Here is a 3079-nt window from a genome sequence, read left to right on the forward strand (position 1 = left end):
CGAGCGTGACGGCGCGGGCGCGCAGCGCGCCGACGCCGGGGTGGCGCAGGTGGCGCCCGGCGTACATGCCCGGGAAGGTGCGGGCGGCGTCGGCGCGGGTGAGGGCGCCGGCGAGGACGACGTCGAGCAGCCCGTCGTCGAGGCGGGCGCCGGGGGCGATGCGGATGCCGCCGCCGAAGCGGGGGGTGTTCGCGACGGCGACGAGCGCGCCCGGCGACCGCCACACGACCTGTGCCCCGTCGGGGCCCGGCTCGACGGTGACGGGGACGCCGGCGACGAGGGCGGGCGGGTCGTCGCCGTCGGGCCCCTGGACGCCGTCGAGCGTGACGCGGTACCCGTAGGGGCGGTAGCGGGAGATCTCGCGCAGCGCGGAGCGGGCGTAGCGGGAGCGGCCGCGCGGCCAGGTGGCGGCGTTGGCGTGGGCGGTGACGGCGGCGTCGACGCCCGCGGACAGCACCCCGGCGTACCAGCGCGGGCCGGGCAGGTGGGCGCCGGTGACGCGGGCGGCGTCCACGCGGCGCTCGCGGGCGTGGTCGGTGTGGTCGAGGGTGTGGAGCAGCGCGTCGACGCAGGGGTCGACGGCGCGGGTGGGCAGGTCGAGGGCGTGGGCGAAGTCGTTGCCGGTGCCGACGGCGACGACGCCGAGGGGCACGCCGGTGCCGGCGACGGCGTTGACGCCGAGGTGGACCATGCCGTCGCCGCCGACGACGACGAGCGCGTCGACGGGGTGGTCGCCGCGCACGGCGGTGTCGGCGGACTCCTGGGCGAGCGGGAGGCTGGGTGCGCCGAGGTGGAGGACGTCGTGCCCGGCGGCGCGCAGCGCGTCGGCGGTGCGGGCGCCGGCGGCGGCGCCGCGGCCTCGGCCTGCGGTGGGGTTGACGACGAGGCCGACGGTGCTCACGGGTGGTGCGCGCTCATGGGCGGTCCCGGCGCCGCGGCGGGCGCCCGGGGGTCGCGGGTGTCACAGGGCGAGCCGTGCGGCGTCGCGCTTGTCGACGCGGCGGTCGTGCAGGTAGCTGATGCCGAGGGCGCCGAAGTAGAGCCCGCAGATGGGCAGGGCGACGAAGATCATCGTCAGGGCGTCGGGGGTGGGCGTCATGACGGCGGCGAACACGAACGCGAGGAGCACGGCCCAGCGCCAGCCGCGCGCCATCGTGGAGGCGCGCATCATGCCGGCGGCGTTGAGCACGACGAGGACGACGGGCATGACGAACGCGAGGCCGAACGCGAGGACGAGGCGCATGACGAAGCTGAGGTAGCCCTGCGCGTCGGCGAGGTTGGTCGCGTCGTCGGGCACGAAGCCGGCGAGGATGTCGACGGCGTGCGGCAGGACCCACCAGGCCAGGAGCGCGCCGCCGAGGAACAGCGGCACGGACGCGGCGAGGAACCCGATGGCGTACCGGCGCTCGGCGGACGTCAGGCCGGGGGTGATGAACGCCCACAGCTGGTACAGCCACCACGGGCAGGACACGAGGACGCCGAGGAACAGGGAGACCTTGACCTTCATGTCCAGCGCGGAGGCCATGCCGGAGAAGTTCAGGGTGATGAGCTTGCCCTGCTCCTCGGCGGCCTGCTGGAGCGGTGCCTGCAGGGCGTCGAGGAGGGGCTCGTAGAGGAACCAGCCGACGAGCGCGCCGACGACCAGGCCGCACGCGGCGAGGAAGAGGCGCTTGCGGAGCTCCAGGAGGTGCTCCCGGAGCGCCATGCGCCCCTCGGGGTCACGAGGAGTGCGCGACACCGATCACCTCGGGGACGCGTCGTCCGGGGCGGGCGACGTCGTTCCTCCGGGGACGTTGCTCGGTCCCGTGCCGGTGCCGGTGGTGCCCGGGGTGCCGGTGGTCCGGTCCTGGGGCGCGGGGTCGACCCGGTCGTCGCGGTCGTCCTTGTCGTCCTCGGTGAGCTCCTTGACCTCCTTCTTGAAGATCTTGAGCGACTGCCCGACGCTGCGGGCCAGGTCGGGGAGCCGGCGTGCCCCGAAGAGCAGCAGGATCACGACGACGAGCACGATGATGTGCCAGGGCTTCAGCATGCCCATGGTGCGACTCCTCCTCGAGGACCGGGAAAGACCACGTCCGAGTCTACGCGTTGAACCGGCGCCACCGTGCCCACACCTGCTCGTCGCGGCGGCGGCGCTCGTCCCGCCGGTCCTCACGGTCGGCGCGCAGGGCGTCGACGCGCAGGCGCAGCTCGACGGGGTCGTCGTACAGGGTGGGGGCGGTGGACGGCTGCTGGGCCTCGAGCCGGCGCGAGAGCTCCTCGGCCCTCGCGCCGAGCTCGCTCGCGACGCCGACGGCGCGCGACAGCTCGTGCCCGAGCGCGCGCACAGAGCGCCACAGCCGGCGGCCGAGGAGGAACGCGCCCACGAGCGTGCTGGCGACGAGCAGCGTCCACACCCAGAACCACATGCCGCTCACCCTAACGACCCGGACGCCGCGACGGCGGGGTCACGCGTCCGGCAGGTCGTCGGGCAGGTCGGAGTAGGCGGCGAGGGCGGCCGTCGCGACCTCGCGCACGTCGTCGGCGACCGACGCGGGCTCGACGGACAGCACGTGCGGGGCGCGGGACAGCAGGAGGCGGCGCAGCCACACGGGGTTGGTCACGCGCAGCCGCACCTCGAACGACCCGTCGGGCAGGTCGCGGACCGACTCGACCGGTACCTGCTCCGCGACGGCGCGCGCGGGGCTGGCGAGCACGATCGTGGCGACCGGGGCGTCGCCGGCGGGCGTGAAGTCGACGTCCGGGTCGACGTCGTGCCCCTCCACGGGGACGTCGAGCTCGGTCGCCTCCAGGATGCGGTCGACGCGGAACGTGCGCCGCCCCTGCGCGCGGTGGCACCACGCGAGCAGGTAGGCGTGCTCGTCCTGGGTGTGCAGGCTCACGGGGTCGACCTCGCGCTCGGACGCCTCGTCCGCGGCGGTGACGTACCGGATGCGCAGACGGTGCCCGGCGGCCAGGGCGCTCGAGAGGGCGGCGACGACGCGCGGGTCGCCCTCGGGCGCGAGGCGCACGTCGAGCGCGGCGGCCGCCTCGCCGGTGGCGTCGGTGAGCTTGCGCAGCGCCGACTCCACGACGCCGGCGC

General features: G+C 75.7%; 5 protein-coding genes. All 5 read right to left on the reverse strand.

Annotation, left to right across the window (positions count from 1 at the left end; translation table 11 throughout):
* A partial coding sequence (locus JZ5iCDA_RS16540) for a diacylglycerol/lipid kinase family protein (RefSeq protein ID WP_069388124.1) occupies positions 1-901 on the reverse strand: 901 nt, incomplete at its 3' end.
* Between the two features lie 60 nt (positions 902-961).
* Positions 962-1705 (reverse strand): twin-arginine translocase subunit TatC, encoded by a 744-nt coding sequence (gene tatC / locus JZ5iCDA_RS16545; RefSeq protein ID WP_069388125.1) that lies wholly within the window; start codon positions 1703-1705, stop codon positions 962-964.
* Between the two features lie 36 nt (positions 1706-1741).
* Positions 1742-2035, reverse strand: a complete 294-nt coding sequence (tatA, locus tag JZ5iCDA_RS16550) for a Sec-independent protein translocase subunit TatA (RefSeq protein WP_069388126.1) — start codon at positions 2033-2035, stop codon at positions 1742-1744.
* Between the two features lie 43 nt (positions 2036-2078).
* Positions 2079-2405 carry a hypothetical protein gene (locus JZ5iCDA_RS16555; RefSeq protein ID WP_069388128.1) on the reverse strand — a complete coding sequence of 109 codons (327 nt, stop codon included), beginning with the start codon at positions 2403-2405 and terminating at the stop codon, positions 2079-2081.
* Between the two features lie 39 nt (positions 2406-2444).
* The coding region (locus JZ5iCDA_RS16560; RefSeq protein ID WP_139123188.1) for a helix-turn-helix transcriptional regulator at positions 2445-3079 on the reverse strand (635 nt) is incomplete at its 5' end.

Source organism: Cellulosimicrobium cellulans, from assembly GCF_001722485.1.
GTDB lineage: Bacteria > Actinomycetota > Actinomycetes > Actinomycetales > Cellulomonadaceae > Cellulosimicrobium > Cellulosimicrobium cellulans_A.

What these genes read in the sequence shown, in the direction of transcription:
- tatC (WP_069388125.1), bottom strand. Translation starts at nt 1,705, where the DNA reads ATGGCGCTCCGGGAGCACCTCCTGGAGCTCCGCAAGCGCCTCTTCCTC.
- tatA (WP_069388126.1), bottom strand. Translation starts at nt 2,035, where the DNA reads ATGGGCATGCTGAAGCCCTGGCACATCATCGTGCTCGTCGTCGTGATC.
- JZ5iCDA_RS16555 (WP_069388128.1), bottom strand. Translation starts at nt 2,405, where the DNA reads ATGTGGTTCTGGGTGTGGACGCTGCTCGTCGCCAGCACGCTCGTGGGC.